Source organism: Chloroflexota bacterium (assembly GCA_026708035.1).
GTDB lineage: Bacteria > Chloroflexota > UBA11872 > UBA11872 > UBA11872 > JAJECS01.
This window is the reverse complement of record JAPOVQ010000030.1, coordinates 141392-161010: the sequence shown is the minus strand read 5'-3', so window position 1 is coordinate 161010 and position 19619 is coordinate 141392. Positions and strand designations below refer to the sequence as shown.

At 67.1% G+C, this 19619-nt stretch carries 12 protein-coding genes; 6 read left to right on the top strand and 6 right to left on the bottom strand.

What is annotated here, in order from left to right:
• Positions 1 to 45: 45 nt before the first annotated feature.
• The 3 genes from OXG33_13020 to OXG33_13010 are packed head-to-tail and all read right to left on the bottom strand — an operon-like array spanning position 46 to position 6243.
• A complete protein-coding gene (locus OXG33_13020; protein MCY4114839.1) occupies positions 46 to 3237 on the bottom strand; it encodes a helicase-related protein in 3192 nt (1063 codons plus the stop codon).
• The gene (locus OXG33_13015; GenBank protein ID MCY4114838.1) at positions 3234 to 5036 is read right to left on the bottom strand and encodes a hypothetical protein; all 1803 of its coding nucleotides are present in this window, start codon (positions 5034 to 5036) and stop codon (positions 3234 to 3236) included. The genes OXG33_13020 and OXG33_13015 overlap by 4 nt, the downstream gene beginning before the upstream one ends.
• Positions 5023 to 6243 carry a DUF6361 family protein gene (locus OXG33_13010; GenBank protein ID MCY4114837.1) on the bottom strand — a complete coding sequence of 407 codons (1221 nt, stop codon included), beginning with the start codon at positions 6241 to 6243 and terminating at the stop codon, positions 5023 to 5025. Before OXG33_13010 ends, OXG33_13015 begins: the two co-directional genes overlap by 14 nt.
• A gap of 155 nt (positions 6244 to 6398) precedes the next feature.
• Between OXG33_13010 and OXG33_13005 the strand changes: the two genes are divergently transcribed.
• Both OXG33_13005 and OXG33_13000 read left to right on the top strand, forming a co-directional pair.
• Entirely contained in the window at positions 6399 to 10040 is a 3642-nt protein-coding gene (locus OXG33_13005; protein ID MCY4114836.1) for a TM0106 family RecB-like putative nuclease, read from the top strand.
• Positions 10041 to 10116: 76 nt separating this feature from the next.
• Positions 10117 to 10539, top strand: coding sequence for a hypothetical protein (locus tag OXG33_13000; protein ID MCY4114835.1), 423 nt, complete (start codon positions 10117 to 10119; stop codon positions 10537 to 10539).
• On the opposite strand, the gene OXG33_12995 is transcribed toward OXG33_13000, so the two are convergent.
• A complete protein-coding gene (locus OXG33_12995; GenBank protein MCY4114834.1) occupies positions 10540 to 11574 on the bottom strand; it encodes a D-2-hydroxyacid dehydrogenase in 1035 nt (344 codons plus the stop codon).
• Between the two features lie 512 nt (positions 11575 to 12086).
• Between OXG33_12995 and OXG33_12990 the strand changes: the two genes are divergently transcribed.
• Positions 12087 to 13064 carry an amidohydrolase family protein gene (locus OXG33_12990; GenBank protein MCY4114833.1) on the top strand — a complete coding sequence of 326 codons (978 nt, stop codon included), beginning with the start codon at positions 12087 to 12089 and terminating at the stop codon, positions 13062 to 13064.
• Between the two features lie 163 nt (positions 13065 to 13227).
• Here OXG33_12990 and OXG33_12985 read toward each other — a convergent pair whose 3' ends face one another.
• Both OXG33_12985 and OXG33_12980 read right to left on the bottom strand, forming a co-directional pair.
• The gene (locus tag OXG33_12985) at positions 13228 to 13515 is read right to left on the bottom strand and encodes a DUF1330 domain-containing protein (protein ID MCY4114832.1); all 288 of its coding nucleotides are present in this window, start codon (positions 13513 to 13515) and stop codon (positions 13228 to 13230) included.
• A 68-nt stretch (positions 13516 to 13583) separates the two neighbouring features.
• Entirely contained in the window at positions 13584 to 15410 is a 1827-nt protein-coding gene (locus OXG33_12980) for a hypothetical protein (GenBank protein MCY4114831.1), read from the bottom strand.
• Positions 15411 to 15412: 2 nt separating this feature from the next.
• Here OXG33_12980 and OXG33_12975 point away from each other — a divergent pair, with 2 nt between their 5' ends.
• The 3 genes from OXG33_12975 to OXG33_12965 all read left to right on the top strand — a co-directional run bounded on the left by OXG33_12975 (position 15413) and on the right by OXG33_12965 (position 19554).
• Complete coding sequence (locus OXG33_12975) at positions 15413 to 15976, top strand: GNAT family N-acetyltransferase (protein MCY4114830.1); 564 nt, start codon at positions 15413 to 15415, stop codon at positions 15974 to 15976.
• A 58-nt stretch (positions 15977 to 16034) separates the two neighbouring features.
• Positions 16035 to 16898 carry a phytanoyl-CoA dioxygenase family protein gene (locus OXG33_12970; protein ID MCY4114829.1) on the top strand — a complete coding sequence of 288 codons (864 nt, stop codon included), beginning with the start codon at positions 16035 to 16037 and terminating at the stop codon, positions 16896 to 16898.
• Positions 16899 to 17085: 187 nt separating this feature from the next.
• Positions 17086 to 19554: an FAD-dependent oxidoreductase gene (locus OXG33_12965; protein MCY4114828.1), complete on the top strand. Its 2469-nt coding sequence runs from the start codon at positions 17086 to 17088 to the stop codon at positions 19552 to 19554.
• Positions 19555 to 19619: the final 65 nt, after the last annotated feature.

Here is a 19619-nt window from a genome sequence, read left to right as displayed (position 1 = left end):
CAGCGGCTCGATGGACGACCGCTGCAGTGCGGTTGCCAATTGGCTCTAATGTGTTGCGCGCGGAGCCGGCGGACGCAGGTCGATCCTGAGGTCCGCCATCCGGTCTGGATTCCCGTCGATGCCGCGACGCTCCAGGGCGGCCAGCATGTCTTCTTGCCTCGGCTGACCGAACGCCAGGCGATAGAGCGCCAGCGACTCCTGCAGCCGTGCCCATCGATCCTCGTCGCGACTTAGGCCAAGGGCCATGATTCGTCGGTGGAGTTGGGCATTTCCTGGAAATATCCAGCAAGGGGACAGGCCGCCGAGATCGTGGTCGCTCTCCGCAGAGGCAGTTTCGAAGACTGCGGTCCAGGGGTCCCTGACTCCGGGAGCCAGCGCTGCCGATCGGTGTGCGGCCGCGACATTCTTGCGGATGGCATGTCCTTTGTAGCGGTCCACCCGACCCTCACGCTGCTCGAAATCGACGGGGTTTCCAGGCAGGTCCCAGTGGACGACCGAATGACACCACCAATGGAAATCGATTCCCTCCTGGCCGACGGAGGTCGTCGCGAGAACAAATGGCCAGAACGGCGAGTTGAACGCCGCCCTTACCTCGGGGAGCCTCGCTTCATCTTGACTCTGTCGGGCGCTGCCAAACCGCATCGCACACCGGCTCGGGAACGCAATGCCCTCGCCGTCGAAGTTGTCGATGTCGGTCGCGCGGTAGACCGACTCTCGAACGGCGATTGCGCGCCGAGCCGTTGCGGCGAGCGCGATCAGCCCCTCGTCCGTGGTCGCGGCGACGCCGGCTTCCCCCGCGAGGTGGTGGATGTACTCATCGAGGACCGCTTGGAGACCCCCGTCGATGCAATAGCGAGCCACCCGGCGCCAATAGATGCCGTCGTCGTCGCGCATGCTGCCGGAGCCCGCGTACAGGCTGTCGAGCAGCAATATCGAAACGGGCCGGGCGAACACGCTCCGCAGCCCGGACGCGAGGATTGCCGCTGCGCGCCATTGCCCCAACTCGGTCACGCTGTCGTCCGGCCGCTTCAACCGGTTGAGCGCACGCCATGCGATGTTCCCCGGTGCTCCTAAACCGAGAAGCGCGCTGGTCGTGAGCAGGTCGGCTGGTCGTTCCGACTCCGGATTCTCGCCGTCAAGGGCAGTGAGTGCTTGCTCCACATGCGCGTCCAGCGCGCGGTGCTCCGGAGTGTCCCCCGCCAGTGCCTCAGTCAAGGTGCTCTGGTGGGCGCCGAGGAGCGCGGAGGCAAGCGAGCCGTCACGATCGGCGTGAGTCGGCGCGAACCAATGCCAGACAGCGCTCGCCGTGGAAGCCGTGTGGCCGGCCGGACCGACGACGGGTTGCACGCGCTCCTGGGCCCACTCGAGGAGACGCTCCACGCTCGGCGTCTCGGCGTGGTCACGCGCAGCGTCCAGCGGGTCGGTGCGGGACGCCAACGCCGGTTGCGGCCAGAACAACGCCAGCGCCGACATCGAGGCGGGCCGGCCCTCATACATCCGATAGTCGAGCCGTCTCGAAATCGCCGCTCGGGCCGCGGGCGTGTTCTCGATCTCGGATCCCCTGGCCCTCGTGAAGATCCGCCGCTGGACCTCGTAGCTCAGGAGGGAGGCGATGGCCGAAGGAGCGGCGACCCAGCTCGAGAAAATGAGCTTCTTGGTGATCGCGGTCGAATCGATCGACGCGTACGGACCGCCGAGTCGGTGATAGGGCAGGGAGGGCGGCATCCAGAGCAACTGCCACCAGCCTGGACTGAGCGTCTCCTCGGCTAGCGCTCGCATTCGAGCATTTGCCCACTCGACCGGCTGGAAGCGCTGAACGCTGGGTCGTGCGATCCGCTGCGCGCCGCGAAGCACCGGCAGCAATCCGGCCCGTTGATCCGGAACTTTCATCGCGTCGCGGACGTGCTCTCCGACGCGATAGCCGGTCAGGAAGTTGAGAAAGTAGGGGGCCGACTTCCAGTACTCGACGCTCAGCGGCGCTTTCACCGCGTCGGCGATCCGCCGCAACGTGACGTAGCCCAAGAAATCGTCCGCCTGGACTCCGAACCGACCCCGAGTCGGCGCCAACGTGGTGATCTGGCGGGCGCCCGTGGGCCGCTCGGTGCGAGCGATCCACCTCCGGAGCTGGACTTGCACGCGATCGCGGATCACCGCCGTCGGCTCGCCTGAGAGCGCCGCTTGGCGCAGCGCGTCGAGATCGGCGCGAAGGTGATCCACCGGCCCGTCCCAGGCAGCGAGGAATTGGAGTGTCTTCAGAAAATCTTCGTAGTGCCCGCCGCCCTCCGCAGTCTCCTCGGCATAGGTGAATGGCTTATACGGCGTTGCCGAGAGCAACAGCACACGCGCGTCGGATTGGGTGAACAAGTCATTGGCCAATTCGGCCGCTTCGCTGCCGGTTTTCACGTCGAGCAGGTCCCGAAAGCGCTGAAACTCGTCCAGGATCACGAGATCCGGCTCCAGCGCATGCACCGCGGCTCGCGCGAGCATCCGGCGCAAGCTGCCGACGATCCAGCGAGCGGCCTTGTGCTGGTCAGCGGTCAGCGCCCGCCGTCCCACGACTTCATCGACCAGCGCGAGGAGCGACTCCCGCTCGCAGCTCCGGTCGAACTCCTCCAGGAACGCCCGGCGGATGCTGGATTCGAAGCGCTTGGCCCGGGCGTACGCGACGTACGACTTGACGAATCGACGCCGGCTGGCCACGAATCCTTGGAAGATCCGCTGCGCCGCCGTAGCCCGCGCCCGCCGCAAACCCAGGTGGCTGCGAAGGAGCACATAGAGCACGGCGCGCTCCGCGGCCGTTCCCATCTGCCAGCCAAACTGAAACGACGTGGCCGGTGTGAAGGCCACGAACGTGGTCGGTTTTCCTTCGCCGCCCGTCGTCGGTTTCAGCACGTCCGGCTGCGTGATCAGCAGACTCAGCCGCGTGGCGAAGGTCGTGGTCTCCGAGTCGGACGCGGTCACGTTGAGCTTGCGGATGTTCTGAGCGGCGATGTCTGCGTTGGAGCACACGTAGACGATGTCGATGCGACGCACGCCGTCGACCTGCTGAAGGTGATCGAGGGTCAGGGCGATGACTTCCCGCGCGACATGCGTCTTGCCCAGCCCCGTCTCGTCGGCCACGAGAAATCGTCGCGACGAGTCCTGATCGAGATAGAGCCGCCGGAACGCATGCTCGGCGGTGGCCCGCTGGAAGTCGCTCAGCGTACCGGCCGGGCCACTACGGGCCTTGAGCGTCATGGGTCCGCTGCGCGCATCGCGCGCCGCGCCTTCAGGGCCGGCAGCCAGACGTCGTCCCAGCCTCGAGGCAAGACGGACGGGACGGATTGTGATCGGCGGAGGTGCTCGACAATCTCCTCCAGGTGATCGATGGAATCGGGCCTCTCGGACAGGGCGCGCGCGAGCAATTCCAGGACGCCCTGTGCGGCGCCGGCCGACCAACTCCCCTGTCCATCGCCCGTCGCGGCGATGGGAACGCCACCGTCCGCAGCGAAGCCGATGAGCAGGGCGAGTAGCCGCATGAACTTCTCCGGCGTGTCGATCTGCCGGGCCAGGATGGTCTGGAAGCGCTCGTCCGGCGCACCGTGGAGCCGCGAACAGACCACGGCCGAGCATTGCAGCGGCTTGCCCTCGACCGTCCGGCTAGCCGTGAGCCGAAGAAACGCGGTGATATCCGCGAGCTCGCGGGGCGGCAGTTCGACGTCAACCGGCTCGGCGGGAGCGATTGGAAAAGCCTCGTCGTCGCGGTTGTGGGGAGCGATGGTGAGCCTGGAGTCCTCGGGTATCGGCGGCAGCAAGCCATTGGCGGTAATCCGGGCAACCCATCCGTCGTCCTCTTTCGTGACGGTGGTGCGAAAGCCAACGCGGGATGCGATGCCAAACAGCAGATCCGTGAGCCCCCGTTCGGCCTCGCCGGCTTCGTCGCCTTCCGCCGCGGCGGAGGCCACGTAGGGCATCAGCATGGCGCGAAACGGCGCGTCGTCACCCACAATCGCATTGACCCCGAACTTCGCAACCGATCCGACGAGTTCACAGAGGAACTCGACGTTGTCGCTGAGGCCGGCGTGGGTCGCATTGGCGGAGCCGACGAAGAGATGCGCCAGCCGGGCGCGCTCCACCACGAAGAGCTTGGCGTGCAGGTTGGTCGACAAGGTCTGGAACCCGTCGTCCTCGACATCATCCCCGGAAAGACTCGCCGTCGGATCGATCTCGTAGACATCCACGTGTTCGAGCGCATCCGAGGGGAGGGCATTGAGCTCCTCGCCGCACGAGACGAGAATGGACGTCTGTCCGGCCCTGGGCCGCAAGATCCGCCGTAGCGCACCGGCGCCGAGGAACGGCGAGATCGCGAGTCTTCGATAGCCGCTGAAGTGCTCCTCAACCGGAAACGGGGGCGCGTTCCGAAGTCCGATGGGGTGGAAGTGGGCCTCGCGCACGCCCGACGGCAACTCCCATTCAACCCGCACCAATTCGTCGGCGAAAGCATCGAGCAACTCGCGTCGGTCCGGCAAAATCGGCAAGATGGCCAGCTCGGGCAGCGCGCGAACGAACCGCGCAAGGGATTCGCTGTTGGCGCTGGTTCGCTGCCGCGGCTGCCCGTCAAGCCGGAGGATGGTGTCCCAATTGCGACTCGTCGTGAGGTTGCGGGAGAGCACCAGGAGCCGGTACGACAGCTCCTGGGTCGGACCGCGGAATCGGAGCACCCAGGTCTTCGGATGAAAGATGTGGCCTCGCCGAGGGGGCGCCGCCGCGTGGATGCTGCTCTCGAGCAGAGCCACCAGGTCGGACGGCCACTTCCCGGCGTGGATGGCGCCAGCCTGGCAGAAGATGTCCATGCGGCCGCTCATCGCGCGCAGCGCCTGCATGATCTCGACGGGATCCGACTGCTCGTCGAATTGAAAGCCCGCGAACGCGAGCGGGACCATGAGGGCAACTTCGAGATCGAGAGTGAACGTTGTCGCGACCGCGTGATCCAGGGAGTGCCGCGGGGGCGGTCGCAGGGCGTCGAGCAAGAGTTCGCGGCTATCAGGCGCCAGCACCACTTCTCTCCCGCCCGTCGGCCATGTCATTGAGGAGTCGCGCCACGACTCGCCAGCGGAAGGTCAGACGCCAGGACCCAGAGGCGCCGCCCCACTGGCGCATGAGCCGGTCATTGCTGAGCCGCGCCTGACCGCGCTTGTGCTGCTGTTCCCGTTTCCAAATCAACGCCCGCGCGTTGCCATCGTCCGCGAGCCCCGCGCCGCGCGTGCCGCGCGCCAGGCCAACCCAGTCGGACACGAATGACCGCGTGAGCGCCGCGGCGGGATTGCCTCTCGCTGCAACCAGCGCCCACAGCCCGTTCAGATCCCAGTCGCCGATGTCGCTGTCGTCGTGCTCGGCACGCCACGCGTCAAGCTCGGCGACAAACTCCTCCCGACGACCATCGAACTTGGAGAGCCCGAGATTCTCGGCGCGCTCGGCGAGGAGCACGTTGTAGAGCAGCGCGGCCCCGTGCATGGACAGGGCGAAGCGGCGCGCTTCGTCAAGTGCGTCGCGGACGCGACCGCTCACCGCATCAGCGTCCGGATCCTCCCAGGCGTACCTGCTGCTGTCCGAAATGCGGCTCCGACGGGCGACCAGGAATTCGAGCAGGGTCTCGGGCACGGCATTGACGATCTGCTCGGCGAGCCAGGTCGCCTCGTCGCGGGTGAGGGCGAAGTCGCATCGCTCGAAGTTGAAGAATCGAGCCGGAGGCTGGGGCAGCGTGGGCGCCCAGAGGGCGTTGGAGTGCCCGAGAAACTCGGTGGCGTCGTCCGCTAGGCGTGTGTGCTGCGGCAGGCCCACGACCTGGCCCGGCGTCACTTCGCGGCGCAATATCCCGAAGCGTCGCAGGGTGTTCCAATAGATGCCGGAGGGGAGGTCTCGGACAGCTGGGCCAAAGTAGCGACCGATCAAGCCCTCGTGATCGCCGCCGTTGCGCAGCGCGCCGATGAGCTGACGTTCATTCCACTCGACCCACTGGGTGAGCTTCGTGCCGCTGTGTCCGCGACGCGCGCCCTCGCGATACAGCCAGGGAATGAATAGGAGGTATCGGGCGCGCGTGAGCAGCATCGAGGTCCCGGGAAACAGCGTGTTGCTAAGCGCATCGCGAATCCCGCCGATGCCCAGCTCGTCGCGACTCTCGGGCTGCATGAAAAACTTGATGATCTCGCGGGCTCTTCGCTGTTCAGCCTCGGAATGATCGAGCCACGCGAGCATGGCTGGCATGAATGGGCCTTCACGATCAGCTAGGCCCGAGAACTATCGATGACGGACCGACTACGCTGCAAGCGCCACCGGCCGCTCGAGCCCAATGCGTGTTCAGCCACTGTGCAAAGCCCCACGCGCGCCCTCTTCACCGGTTGAGATGAGGGTTTCGCCGCTTGCGTCTGGCGAAGTATGTTGACGGGGCGCTCGCGCTGATCGCACGTGTGGCCGTCGCCCAGCCGGCGGCCACGGGACGGGCTGGTGAATCCGCGATGCAACTGATTGACGACCGCCTGGTCTACTCGGCCACCGATCTGGTGGCGTTTCTGGAGTGCCGGCACCTGGCGAACCTAGAGCGGGCGGCGGCGCTGCGCCATCTCAAACGCCCGTTTCAGGACGACCCGGTGCTCGACCGCATGGCCCGGCGGGGCCGCGAGTACGAGGAGCGTTTCCTCGAAGGGCTGCGGGCCCAGAGTCTCAGGATCGAGGAAATCCGACCGCCCGATACCGTTTCGGGTTCCGCGGCCGTTGGACCTCAGCACAACGCCACGCTGCGAGCGATGCGTGACGGCGTCGACGTGATCTACCAGGCCGTGCTGCTCGGCGACCGGCGACTGGGGTATGCCGACTTCTTGCGGCGCGTGGAAACGCCGAGCGACCTCGGGTCGTGGAGCTACGAAGTCTGGGACACGAAGCTGGCGCGCCATCCAACGGCTCCGGCCGTGCTCCAGATCGGTATGTACTCCAACCTGCTGGGCGCGATGCAGGGGCGGCAGCCGGAGCGGATGCACCTGGCGCTGGGCGGCGTTGCGCGGCGAACAGAAAGCCTGCGGGTGGCCGACTTCGCGGCCTACGGCCGCCTGGTCGCCCGCGAGTTCGAAGCGATGCTGGACGAGCTTGAACCGGCGGTTCCGGTCGTCTCGAAGCCCGAGCCTGTCGGTCATTGCGACTTCTGCCGCTGGAGCCAGACATGCCGTGACCAATGGCGTCAGGAGGACGACCTGGCGCTGGTGGCCAACCTGACCTCCCGCCAGCGGCGCGCGCTTCACGCCATCGACGTCACCACTCGACGCGGGCTGGCCAACCCCTCGCCGCCGCTGCCGGACCGGCTGGACGGCGTTAGCCCGGAGTCGCTGGAACGGGCGCAGGCCCAGGCGGCCATTCAAGTTCGCGGCGACGGGCGCGTCATCTCCGAACGCATCCCGCCCGAACGCGACCGCGACGGCACGCTGGTGCCGGACCGCGGTCTCTGGGCGCTGCCGGAGCCGTCGCCGGGGGACCTGTTCCTGGACCTGGAGGGCGATCCCTTCTTCGGCTCCGAGGAGATCGACGGTGTCGACTACCTCTTCGGCGTCATCGAGCCGGGATGGCCCGACGCCGCGGGCGATCCAACGTTCCACGCGTTCTGGTCGATTGCGGACGGCACGGTGACGCCGGCGGCCGAACGGCAGGCGTTCGAGGATTGCGTTGACCTCATCATGGACCGATGGGCCGATCACCCCGGCATGCACGTCTATCACTACGCACCCTATGAAACCGGCGCCATGAAGCGGCTGGCGGGGCGCTACGCCACCCGCGAGGCGCACGTGGACCAGCTCCTGCGGGGGAAGGTGTTCGTCGACCTCTATCGCGTGGTGCGGCAGGGCATCCGGGCGTCCGTCGAGAGCTACTCCATCAAGCGTCTGGAGCCGCTCTACGGGTTCAAACGGGAAGTCGACCTGCGCGACGCGGGCGAAAGCATCGTGGAGTTCGAGCACTGGCTCGAGCCCGGCGAAGAGACTGATCGGGACGGGCTGCTGGAGCAGATCAGGGCCTATAACCGTGACGACTGCCTGTCCACCTACCACCTGCGCGAGTGGCTGGAAGGGCAGCGCGCCGCGCTGGTGAACGAGGTTGGCGCCGAGGCCCCGCCGCGTCCCATGGACATGCCGGTGGAGGAGACCGAGGACTCGGACGTGCAACAGGCGGTGCAGGAACTCGTGGCCGAGCTCACTGCGGACTTGCCCGTGGACCTGACGGACGGCAGGACGCTCGAAGATCCGGCCCAACGCGGGCGGTGGCTGCTGGCGCAACTGCTCGACTGGCACCGGCGCGAGGACAAGGCGTTCTGGTGGCGCTATTTCCACCTGCGGGACGTAGTCACCGACGAAGAACGCGTGGACGAGTCCGATGCGCTGGGCCAGCTCAGCTACGCGGGCAGCCGGGCCGATCCCCGGCCGCGGTCGCGGTCTACGATCTACCGCTTTCGCTTCCCGCCGCAGGACCACAAGTTTGAGGTCGGCGACCGTCCGCACGATCAGCACGGGGTGCCGGTCGGGGAAGTGGTCGCCGTGGACGATCATGCCCGCGTGATTGAACTAAGGGTGGCGTCGAGCCGCGCGACGCCCGTAATGACATCGCTGATCCCCTACGAATATGTCGATCCAGGGCCAAAACCGCCGAGCTTGTGGAATCTGGCAGCCTGGGTGATCGATCTCGGCATCGACGCTCCCGCGCCTTATCGGGCGGCGCGCGACTTGTTGCTACGGCGTCCACCACGGCTTGGACAGGCTGAGGGAGCGCCGCTGGCGGGTGACGGCGAAGACGCCCAGGACGCGGCCCGGCGGCTGGTCCTGACGCTGGACGAGAGCTACCTGGCGATCCAGGGGCCGCCAGGATCCGGCAAGAGCACGGTTGGCGCCGAGATGATCGTGGACCTGGTGGCAGCCGGGAAACGCGTGGGCGTGACGGCCAACAGCCACAAGGTCATCGGCGAGTTGCTGGAGAAAACGGCGCGGGTGGCGGCCGAGCGCGGCGTCCCTGTCAGGATCGGCCAGCGGACCCGATTTCGGTCATCCGAGCCTGAATTCGCCGATGCGCAGCCCCTCGCGAACACCGGGGCCGCGTGCAGAGCGCTCGCCACGGGATCGCTTGACGTTGTCGGCGGGACCTCCTGGCTCTGGGCGCGCGCGGAAGCCGAGGGCCTGGTCGACGTGCTCTGCATCGATGAGGCCGGACAAATGTCGCTGGCCGACGCCTTGGCCTCGGCGCGTTGCGCCGACAGCCTGGTGCTGCTGGGCGATCCACAGCAGCTGGATCAGCCGCTGCAGGGCGTGCACCCACCGGGCGCGGAGCGGTCGGTGCTGGCCCACGTACTCGATGGCGCCCGGGTCATGCCCGAGCAATTCGGGCTGTTTCTCGACGGCACCTGGCGCCTGCATCCCAGCATCTGCGACTTCACCTCGGAGGTCTTCTACGAGGACAGCCTGCGCTCGCACGACGGTCGCGAGAACCTGGACCTGGCCGGTTCGCCGCCGTTCCGCGGCACGGGGCTGCGCTTCGTGGAGGTGGAGCATGAGCGCCGCGTCAGCGACTCGGAGGAAGAGGCGGCGGCCATTGCCGAAAGCGTCGACCGGTTGCTCCGGTCGCGCCCCGCCTGGACCGATGCCGAGGGAGCGACTCACACGCTGACTGAAGAAGACGTGCTCATCATCACGCCCTACAACCGGCAGATCCGCGCGCTCGAGTCCCGCCCCGAGCTCCGCACGTTGCGCATCGGCACGGTCGATAAGTTCCAGGGCCAGGAAGCGCCGATCGCCATTTACTCGATGGCGACGAGCTCAGCGGAGGAGGCCCCGCGCGGCATGGAGTTTCTCTACAGCCTCAACCGCCTCAACGTCGCCACCAGCCGGGCCAAGTGCCTCGCAGTGGTCGTGGCCAGTCCGGGCCTGCTGGCCGTGCGCTGCCGCACGCCCCGTCAGATGCACCTGGCCAACGCCCTGGCGCGGCTGTTCGAGATGGCGAGCGATGAAATACAAGACTCGCTGAGACTGCCCTAGTGGCCGGTTGCTCGATTCACTCCGATGCCGGGCGTTCGCGGCCAAGACCGGCGGGCTGCCGGAAAGGCCAGTTGTCATGACCGCAAGGGTCACCGAACAAACCGGCCAGATCCGGGGCGTCAACGTGCGCTGGATTCACGTCGTGGTAGAGGGACACACCGTCGAACAGGTCTTGCAGTACGACGTCGCCGAGGCGGAGGCGGTCTACGGGCGACCGTTCGACGACGAGCTGGACACTCACATCCAGATGGGCATGTTCGCCATGGACCGCATCTCGGCCGACGGAACCATGCACAAGGTCGCATCCGCCACCAGCTACGTCCTCGACGGCAAGTGCATCCGGACGGCCAAGATCCAGCATTGCAGCGACATCGAGCCCATGAGCGCCGGCTGGCAAATCACCCGAGCGGACGGCAGCGAGGATCAACGCGAACCTTGGAGCTGCGTTCCCGGATCGCCGCCGATTTCGCATAAGGACCTGACGGCGGACGAGGACTGATCAATACCCCGCCCGCAGGTCTACCCGGTTCCGTAGCGGCTCGCCGCGGTCGAAACGGCGGAGGTTGTCCGCGAAGATCGCGTAGATGCGGTCGAGCATGGTGTCCGACCAACCGGCGTAGTGCGCGGTGAGGATGACGTTGGGCAGCGCCCAGAGAGGCGAATTCGGCGGCAGTGGCTCGGGCGTGGTGACGTCCAGGCCCGCCCCGGCGATGACGCCGTCGCGCAGCGCGTCGATCAGCGCGTCCTGGTCCACCGTTTCGCCGCGTCCCAGGTTGATGAAGCAGGCGGTGGAGCGCATGCGAGCGAACTGCTCCCGGCCGAACATGCCCACGGTTGCGTCCGTCAGGGGCGCGGCGTTGACCACCACGTCGGACTCGCGCAGCAGCTCGTCCAGCCGGTCGGGTCCCAACACCTCGTACACGAGCGCCGACGCATCGCCGCGGTCCGAGTCGGCCAGCGGGTCGAGCGCCGGGTCCGCCAGCGGCGGGTGCGTCGCGGGCGAACTGCCCGGCGAGCGACGCAGCGCGATCACGCGCATGCCAATGCCGCGCGCGCGGCGCGCCAACGCCTGACCCACGTCGCCGAACCCCACGATGCCGAGCGTCTTGCCGGTCAGCTCGAAAAGGTCGTCGCGGGGCTCGGGTTCGTAGCGCCGCGCCGCCTGTGAGTGCAGCGCGCCGGGCAGGCGGCGGGCCAAGGCGAACATCAGCGATAGCGCGTGCTCGGCGATCTGGACGCCGAACGCCCCGCTGGTGTTGGTGACGACGACGTCCGTCGACGTGAGATCGACCGACAGCAGCACGTCTACTCCCGCGCCCACGGTCTGAATCCAGCGCAGGTCGCGCGCCGCTCGCAGCGCCGTCGGGGAGAGGTAGTTGCCAAAGAGGATCGTCGTGCCGGGCATCGCCTGGGGCAGCGCTTCCGGGGAAAGCTCCCGCACGATCTCGAGCGACCGGTGCGGCAGCGCGGCGCGAACGCGGTCCACTAGCGTCACGTCGGGGTCGTAGGTGAGAACGATGCGGTGGTCGGGCACGGCGGCAGCTCGGCAGACAAGACTCTCAGGCGCCGACGTGGCGCCTGTCTAGGGAGCAGGGTAGCGCCGGCTTGGCGCGGACCGTGCGCAGGCGACGAGCGCAGCGCCTGATATCCAGCCCGTTAGATTCCTCGCCTACGGCTCGGAGTGACGAATCGAGAATGTCTTCGGTGGCCCACGCTGCACGCAGCGTGGGGCCGTCCGCTCCCCTCACCCTATCCCTCTCCCGCCGTGGGGAGAGGGGACCGGACCACTCGCAATCGCGGGGCCCAGGCGGCGCGCAGCCTGGGCCACCGGGCACAGCCCCTCCGTCATTCCGGCGGAGGCCGGAATCCAGTCCAGTCGAAACTGGGGAGACTGGATGCGCGGCTGACGGGCGGTTCGCGAACCGCCCCTACCTCCTCGTGCAAGCGTCGCCGTCATGAGGGCCAATCCCCGCCGATCTGAGTACCCTGCGCACATAGCCGCGAGGGGCGGCGCCGCCGCGCGCATGCCCGGGAAACGAGGCACGAGTGATCATCGACACCCAGGTCCACATCTTCGAAAAGGCGCACGGCGTCGAGCGCAGCATCCGGATGCACTACACCTGGCACGAAATGTCGGCCGAGCTGCTGCTGGACGAGATGAACTACGCCGGCGTGGACAAGTGCTTCCTCATCAGCTACACGGCGGAGGACATCTGGCCGGACCTTGGCGACACCTGGAACGATCCGTCCATCAACCAAATCACCAAGGAATACTTTACCGACGCCCTCGCCGCCGCCGACCATGACCGCTTCATCTGGTTCACCGACCACATCAACCCCGACCGGCCTGGATACCTCGACCGGATCCGGGAGGACCTCGACGCGGGGGCCGTGGGGCTCAAAATCTTTCCCGCCTATACCGGCCACTGGCCGTCCGATCCCGGCCTGTGCAAGGTCTACGAGCTGTGCGCCGAGCGCGACGTGCCGATCATCATGGCCTGGGAGCGCTGGAACGATCCGCGGCTGCGCGCCTGCGTGTCGGACTACAAGGAGTTTCTCGGCCTCTTCGATCCCGTGGCGCGCGACTTCCCCACGGTCAAATTCCTGCTGACGCATTGGGGTTGCTTCACCTGGGGCGACCAGTGGCTGGCCAACTGCCGTCCGCCGTTTCCGTCGTTGGAGCCATTCGTGGCGCTGCTGAACCGGCACGAGCACCTCTACACCGACATCGCCGCCATCACGATCTTCTTCGGCGACGAGATCGCGTGGAAGAACGGTGGTCTACAAGGCCCGGAGTGGGAATACCCCTACGCCAATGGCCTTGCGCTGCTCGAGGGTCTGGTTCGGGGCGCGGGCGTCGAGCGCGTCATGTGGGGCACGGATTGGCCGTGGACCGAGGGCCGCTGCACCTACAAGCAGAACCTCACCATGGTCACCACGCACGCCGACTTCCTGTCGGACGAGGAGAAGCGGCTCGTCCACGGCGTCAACGCGGCGAAGTTCGCCGGGCTGTCGATCGACTGAGCATCGCCGGCCCGGTGTTCGACAAGCGATAAAGGCTAGGAAACCTCTGGACACGTACACGGCCTTGGCATGCATGGATCCCAATCCGTTCGCCCTGAGATTGTCGAAGGATTACCGAACGGATTGGGGTCGAGCCTTCCGACCAATTCAGACCCTGCCTACGTCAGACGCCCTCGGCGACCACCACGCTGGCGCTGGCGGAGCTGACGCGAAGGTCCTTGATCGCCAGAAACTCGGCCGAGTTCAGCCACGCCTTCGCCTGGTCCACGCTGTCGAACTCGATGACGACGAGGCGGTCGGGAGCCCAGTCACCGTCGATGACCTCCGTGGCGCCGCCGCGCACGAGATATCTGCCGCCGTGAGCCGCCACGGTCGCCCCGACCTTCTGGCGAAACTCGGCAAAGGCAGCGTCGTCCGTAATCTCGTCATTCACGATCACGTATCCGGCCATCAGGGCCTGTCCTTTCGTCTGGCGGTGGGGGACGTTTCCACCACGTTCAATGCAACCACGTCATCCAGCTAACGCGAGCCATCCACGTGCACCGTCACCACGTCGACGCCGTGATACTTCCGATGGTGCACCGAGGATGCATAGTGCCGCAAAAGGCGGAAGGATATCTCGGCTGCCTCGGGAACCTGGGGCTGCTCGCTCAAGTAGGCCAGCCGGTCCTGGAGGTTTTCCTCGTCGAAGACCGCCAGGAACTCCAACTCCATCGCCTCGCCGGGGCGAGCCACGACGATCAATCGCGGCACCCGATCGGCCCCGTAGTCGGAGTCAGCCTGCAGCAGACTCGACAGCGTCTCCTCGCCCGCGGCGCGCAGGCGCTCAGTCGACGCGGTGTTCCAGCCGATCTTCGACGCGAGATCGAGCAGGAAGGTGTCTATGGTGGGCAGCGACGCGGTGCTCAGAGGGACCTCCAGTCGGCTGTGTCGCCGGCTGGAGGCTTCGAGGAACAGCGTCATCAGCACGGCGGCCACAACGCCGACCGTCATTCCGTTACTAAGTGACGCGACCCAGGTCTCGCCCAGAAGGTCCGCGAGGACGTTTCGACTCTCCAGGCCGACGCCGAGGGCGAGGGAAATGCCGACCACCAGGGCCTTTCGGTGATCGAGTCCGTCCTGCACGACCGTCCGCATGCCTTCCACAAAAAGCAGCCCCATGATCATCAGCAGGAAGGCCCCCATGACGGGGCTGGGAATGGTGAGCAGCACGGCTGCCACCTTGGGCAAGAACGCCAACGCGGCGAGGACGCCTCCCATGGCAAACCCGACGCGGCGCGCCGCGACCCCGGTGAACGTGATGAGCGAGACGGTGGACGGCGAATAGATGATCGTGGGCAGCGTGCCGGCAAGTCCCGACAGCAACGCGCCGAGCCCGTTGGTGTTGAGCACGCCTTGGACCAGGCGAAAGTCGGTGGCGGGAGGCTCGCGCCGCGATACCTGCTGAATGACCACGCCGTCGCCGCTGGCCTTGACGGCGGATACCAGACTCACGATCAGAAACGCCGGCAGGAACGTCCAGAACTCCACGCCCGGTGTCAGGTCCAGGCCCAGCCAGGCGGCAATATCCGGCAGGTCGAACCAGGGCGCGTCGAGGACCGGCTGTGGGTCGTAGAGGCCGAACGGGACGGCGACCGCGCAACCCGAGACAATGCCGATGAGCGGGGCCCACAGGCGCCAGACTCCAGCGGCTCGCATGGCCAGCATCACGGCCACCGCCAAGGTCACGACGGCCACGGCGGGACCCGCGGACGGCGGCACGCCTTCGATCGGCTCGCCGATCCTCCCAATCGCGATTGACATAACCATGACGGCGATCAGCATGAGCGCCGTGCCCGCGACGACTGGCGTGATGATGCGCCGCAGCAGCGGGAGCCAGGCCGCCAGCGCGAACTGCACCAGCGACGCGACCACAATGAGGCTGGCGAGCGTCGGGAGTCCGGCGTCCGGCAGCGCCAGGACCAGGATCGCCAGGGCGACGAAGTGGGGTCCGGCGCCACTCATCAACACGTGCCCCGCTCCGAGCCGCCCGACCCGAGCCGCCTGCAGAGCGGTCGTCGCTCCGGCGATGATCAGCGCGGCAAACACGGCCCAGGACAGGTAGGCGTCGCCCTGGCCGGCGGCCCGGGCGGTGATGGTCACAAACAGCACCGTGTTTGCGAGGGTGAGCACGACCCCCTGAAGGGCGACGCTCGTCGCGAGGAGCGGGGGACACGGATCGTTCGGCTCGTAGCGGATGTACTCGTTGACGCGCGCTATCGTCAGACTCGCAATGCGTGCGGGATGATGAACGCCTTGATAGTACGGCCCATCGGTAGTCCGTTGAGCAGAGCGCCGGCAATACACCAATGAGCCGCGACCCAAACGACCGCGTCGAGTTGACCACCGAGAGACTGCTTCTGCGGCCGTTCGAAGTCGGTGACGTCGACGACGTGCTGGCCTACGCGTCGGATCCCGAGCTTGCGCGCTTCCTCGACCTGCCCCAGCCCTACACGCGTGACGATGCCGAGGAATACATCGCGCGGCGGATTCTTGATGATTGGGCGAACGAGGCAATGTTCGCGATCGTCTGGGAGCGGCGCGTTGTCGGCAGCATCGGGCTGCATATCAACGTGCGACACGATACGGCCGAGCTCGGCTACGCGCTGGCACGTCACATGTGGGGCCGCGGAATCGTGCCGGAGGCCGGGCGGGCCCTCATCGACTGGGGCTTCGAGCGATATGCCCTGCACAAGGTCTTCGCGGAGTCGGATGTGAGGAACCGGCAATCGTGGCGCGTCATGGAGAAGCTGGGCATGACGCGCGAGGGATTGCTGCGGGGCCGTCACAAGGCGCGAGACGGACACGTGGACTTTGTCTACTACGGCGTCCTGCGCGAGGAGTGGGAACGGGCGCGGGGGGACTCGGCCTAGCGGCGCCCGATCCCTGTGCTAGCTTCGCGCGACCGGCGCGTTGCCAGGAGGCCCGACCGTGGACGCCGACTGCCTGAGACACGCGCTGACCGCGGCGGAGCACGACGCCTTCGAACGCGACGGATTTCTGCGCGTCGAGGGCGCGCTCACGCGGGATCACACCGCCCAACTCGTCGAAGTGATCGACCGTCTCCATCGAGACGGTCGGCTCGTCGCCCCAGCGACCTATGCCGGCGTCACCAACCGGGTGCAGCACCTGAACGCGGTGGGGCTTGATCCGGCGTTCGTGGACCTCATCGACCACCCGACGACCTTCCCGAAAGTGTGGGGAATCTTGGGCTGGAACATCTTCCTGCTCAACACCCATCTCATGCTCACGCCGCCGGAGCCGCGCGATGGACCGCGAGGACCGGGGGGCTGGCACCAAGACAACGGTCGCAGGACCCTCGACATGCCCGAGATCGAGGTGCCGGCGCGGCTGTCGTTGAAAGTCGGCTACTTCCTCACCGATGTCACCAAGCCGGACATGGGCAACTTCTGGGTGGTGCCGGGGAGTCACCGGCGCCGAAGCGTCGGCGTCCAGCCCGGAGCCGGCGGTCTCGTTCCAGGGTCGGAGCCGGTTCTCCTGCGTGCCGGTGACGCATTGATCTTCGATGCGCGCGTGTGGCATAGCGGGAGCCCGAACTACTCGAAGCTAACGCGCAAGGTCTTGTTCTTCGCCTTTGCCTACCGCTGGTTGCACTCGGACAACGTGCTGCCGCAAGGGCACGCAGCGCGTGACACGACAGACCCGATCCGACGACAACTGCTTGACATAATCGACAGTGGCGCCGGCCGCATGGAGGTCACCGACGAGACCGTTCCCCTGCGGGCGTGGCTCACGGAGCATCAGCCCGAGCTTGCCGCGCGGTATGAATATTAGGGAGGGTCTGAATGATCCCCTTACCCCTGGAAGGGGGAAGGTTGGGATGGGGGTCAACGGCTGGTGTTCCGGGTGGGGTTGGTCGGCCATCCCTTCGCGGATGGCGGCGGGCGCCCCATCGCGCGGGACCGTTCAGACTTTTCATAGGGAACGTCTGCGCAACCGGCGCCTGATTCTGTAGACGGACATGCCTGACGCCTCGCTGCCGAGACACGCCCGAGCGGTCATCGTTGGCGCCGGTATCGCCGGCTGCAGCGTGGCCTATCACCTCACGCAGCTTGGCTGGCGGGACATCGCGGTCGTGGACCAGGGCCCGCTATTCGAGACCGGCGGCTCCACCTCCCACGCGCCGGGGCTGGTCTTTCAGATCAACGCCTCCAAGACCATGACCAGCTTCGCGCAACACACCGTCGATCTGTGGACGCGCATGGAGCTCGACGGCATTCCCTGCGCGAAGACCGTGGGAAGCCTGGAGGTGGCCTGGACGCCCGAGCGACTCGCCGACCTGAAACGAAAGGTTGGATATGGCCTGAGCTGGGACGTGGAGGCCCACCTGCTCAGCGCCGCCGAGGCGCGCAGACTCTTCCCGCTCCTTTCGGAGCGCGTGCTGGGGGCCATGTACGTCCCGTCGGACATCCAGACGCGGGCGACCCGGCCGGCCGAGGCGATGGCGCGCGAGGCGGAGCGAAACGGAGCGGTGTTCTTCGGCAACGTCAAGGTGACCGGATTCAAGATAGCCAACGGCCGCATTGCCGGGGTGCATACCAGCCGGGGCGACATCGAGACGGACCTCGTGGTCTCCGCCGTCGGCATCTGGGCGCCGCGGCTCGGCGGACTGGCCGGCGTGCCGATTCCGCTCTCGCCCATGCAGCACCTCTATGCGGTTTCGACTCCGCTGCCGGAGTTGGCCGGCAGCACTGAGGAGATTTCGCTGCCGATCGTGCGCCACCAGGACAAAGCCCTGTACTTCCGGCAAGAAAGGGCGGCCATGGGCATCGGCTCATACCTCCACGATCCGCTGCTGGTCGAAGCGGAGGACATCCGCGAACACGGGCACGGCCCCATCCCGCCGGCCGAAATGCCGTTCGCGCCCGAGCACTTCGAGCTCGGGCTGGCGGCGGCGGGCGAGGTGATTCCCAGCCTGGAAGGCGCGGGCTTGACGCGGGAGCTCAACGGCATGTTCTCGTTCACCACCGACGGCTTTCCCGTGCTCGGCGAATCGCCCCAGGTGCCCGGCTTCTGGTCGGCGCAGGCCGTGTGGATCACCCATGCCGGAGGCGTGGGCAAGGCGGTGGCCGAGTGGATAGTGAACGGCGAGCCGACCATCGACCTGCGGGAGTGCGACATCCGGCGTTTCCATCCCCATGCGGTGAGCCGCCCCTATGTGCGGCAGCGCGCCGCGCAGCAGTACCGCGAGGTCTACGACATCATTCACCCGCGCCAGCAGATGGAGAGCCCCCGCAACATCCGCTTGACGCCCTTCGTTGCGCGGCAACGGGAGCTGGGCGCCGTGTTCTTCGAGAGCGCCGGTTGGGAGCGCCCGCAGTGGTACGACGCCAACCGGGACCTGCTCGACTCAGTTGACGTCGCCGGCGCATCGCGCACCGGCTGGGCGGCGCGTGAATGGTCGCCCACCGCGGCGGCCGAGCATGCGGCCACCCGTGAGCGCGCGGCCCTATTCGACCTCAGCCCGTTCGCAAAGTTCGAGCTGACCGGCCCGGGGGCGCTCGGGGCCCTGCAGCGCCTCGCGTCCAACCAGATGGACAAGCCGGTTGGGTCGATCACCTACACGCCCATGCTCACGCCGAGTGGCGGCATCAAGTGCGACCTCACGGTCACGCGGCTCGGCCCGGAGCGCTTCCTGGTCGTCACCTCTGGCGCCACGGGACCGCATGACCTGGACTGGATCCGGTCGCATCTGCCGGAGGGCGGCTCGGTGCGCGTGGCAGATGTCTCCTCGGAGCGCTGCTGCGTGGGTCTGTGGGGGCCGAGAGCCCGAGACGTGCTCCAACGCGTTTGCGAGGACGACGCCAGCGACGCCGGGTTTCCCTACATGACCGCGAAGCCAATCACCGTGGGCGGAGTTTCGTCGCTGGCGCTGCGCATCTCATACGTGGGAGAACTTGGGTGGGAGATCTACGCGCCTGTCGAGCATGGGTTGCGGCTGTGGGACGCGCTCTGGGACGCGGGCCGGCCGTTCGGCCTGATCGCGGCGGGCGGCGGCGCCTTCGACTCGCTGCGGCTGGAGAAGGGCTATCGGCTGTGGGGCAGCGACATCCATACGGAGTACACCCCATACGAGGCGGGCCTGGGATTCGCGGTGCGAATGCGGAAGGGCGAGTTCATCGGCAAGCAGGCGCTCAGCGATCGACGCGCGCAGGGCATCACCCGCTGCCTGTGCTGCGTCACGCTAGACGACCCCAACCGCGTGGCCATGGGCAAGGAGCCCCTCATGGACGGCGATTGCGTGCTGGGCTACGTGACCAGCGCGAACTACGGTAACTCCATCGGCCGCGGCATCGCGTATGGCTATCTCCCCATCACCCATGCCGTGGCGGGAACGAGGGTGGACATCCTCTACTTTGGCGAGCGGCTGCCCGCGACCGTGGCGAACGATCCGCTCTACGATCCGGACGGCAGCAGGGTGAGGGCGTGAGCCACACTGGCACCCTGGCGGTTGGCGGAGTCCAGAATCGGTGCAATGTCCGGCGGAGACTGGAG

What these genes read in the sequence shown, in the direction of transcription:
- OXG33_13010 (MCY4114837.1), bottom strand. Translation starts at nt 6,243, where the DNA reads ATGCCAGCCATGCTCGCGTGGCTCGATCATTCCGAGGCTGAACAGCGA.
- OXG33_12975 (MCY4114830.1), top strand. Translation starts at nt 15,413, where the DNA reads ATGAGCCGCGACCCAAACGACCGCGTCGAGTTGACCACCGAGAGACTG.
- OXG33_12985 (MCY4114832.1), bottom strand. Translation starts at nt 13,515, where the DNA reads ATGGCCGGATACGTGATCGTGAATGACGAGATTACGGACGACGCTGCC.
- OXG33_13020 (MCY4114839.1), bottom strand. Translation starts at nt 3,237, where the DNA reads ATGACGCTCAAGGCCCGTAGTGGCCCGGCCGGTACGCTGAGCGACTTC.
- OXG33_12965 (MCY4114828.1), top strand. Translation starts at nt 17,086, where the DNA reads ATGCCTGACGCCTCGCTGCCGAGACACGCCCGAGCGGTCATCGTTGGC.
- OXG33_13000 (MCY4114835.1), top strand. Translation starts at nt 10,117, where the DNA reads ATGACCGCAAGGGTCACCGAACAAACCGGCCAGATCCGGGGCGTCAAC.